The sequence below is a fragment of the Pseudonocardia nigra genome, from assembly GCF_019396355.1.
GTDB classification, from domain to species: domain Bacteria; phylum Actinomycetota; class Actinomycetes; order Mycobacteriales; family Pseudonocardiaceae; genus Pseudonocardia; species Pseudonocardia nigra.
Genome location: NZ_JAHKRK010000249.1, coordinates 9,590 through 10,552, shown reverse-complemented (window position 1 = coordinate 10,552; position 963 = coordinate 9,590). Strand labels below are relative to the sequence as shown.

Annotated in this window: 1 protein-coding gene and 1 pseudogene; both read left to right on the top strand. The window is 61.4% G+C overall.

Annotation, left to right across the window (positions count from 1 at the left end):
- Nucleotides 1-168 precede the first annotated feature (168 nt).
- Nucleotides 169-582 (top strand): annotated as a pseudogene (locus KME75_RS36040) (IS30 family transposase); the annotation flags it as partial.
- Nucleotides 563-880 carry an integrase core domain-containing protein gene (locus tag KME75_RS36035; protein WP_219419421.1) on the top strand — a complete coding sequence of 106 codons (318 nt, stop codon included), beginning with the start codon at nucleotides 563-565 and terminating at the stop codon, nucleotides 878-880. The pseudogene KME75_RS36040 and the gene KME75_RS36035, both read left to right, overlap by 20 nt.
- The last annotated feature ends 83 nt before the right edge of the window (nucleotides 881-963 follow it).

Sequence of the window (963 nt, the reverse complement as noted above, 5' to 3'; positions counted from 1 at the left end):
ATGGGGGCACGAGCGCGGCTCCTGAGGCGAACTTTCGGCTTTGACACCTGAAAGATCATCAGGAGCCGCGCTCGCCTGGCAACTCAGCCCCCTCGTCTCCCGCACTGACCAGGGCGAGCCAACCGGAAAAAACCGGACGTAACACCTAAATGATCAGAACGCCGGGGCCCTGGGGTGAAAAACGGCCCAGCACTGGCCGGTCACGGCGCCCATGCGGTTAAGGAAGCCATCGTCGAGGCTGTCAGCTTCCTACCCGAGAAGCTTCGCCGAACCCTGACATGGGACCGAGGAACCGAGATGGCCGAGCACGTCGAACTGACTCGATCCACCGGGCTGTCCGTGTATTTCTGCGACCCGCACAGCCCGTGGCAACGCGGAACGAACGAGAACACCAACGGCCTCCTCCGTCAGTATTTCCCGAAGGGCACAGACCTATCCCGGCACGGCCGCGAAGGGCTCCCTGCAGTCGCTAACGCACTGAACACCCGACCCCGCAGAACACTCGACTGGCGAACTCCCCGCGAAGCACTCCACGACGTGCTATATTCACATCACCGAGCCGGTGTTGCGACGACCAGTTGAATCCGCCAAATACACGTCCCGGGAGTTCGCCGACTTCTGCGCCGAAAACGGCGTCGTCCGCTCCATGGGCCGGCGCGCCACCTGCTTCGATAACGCGGTCTCCGAGTCTTTCTTCGCGACCTACAAGAAGGAGCTCATCCACACCCGTCCGTGGAACGACGTCACCGAGGTTCGACAGCACACATTCCTATGGATTGAGGGCTACTACAACCGCCGGAGGCGACACTCCACCCTCAGCTACTTGACACCGCTCGAATACGAGCTAGGATTCAGGATACTCACCGACCTGGCAGCCTAAACCGGTGTCAATAAAATCGGGAACACTCCAGTGAGGGCTTCGAACCGGATGCGGGAGGCCTGCTGTGGACGTCGACCCGCTCG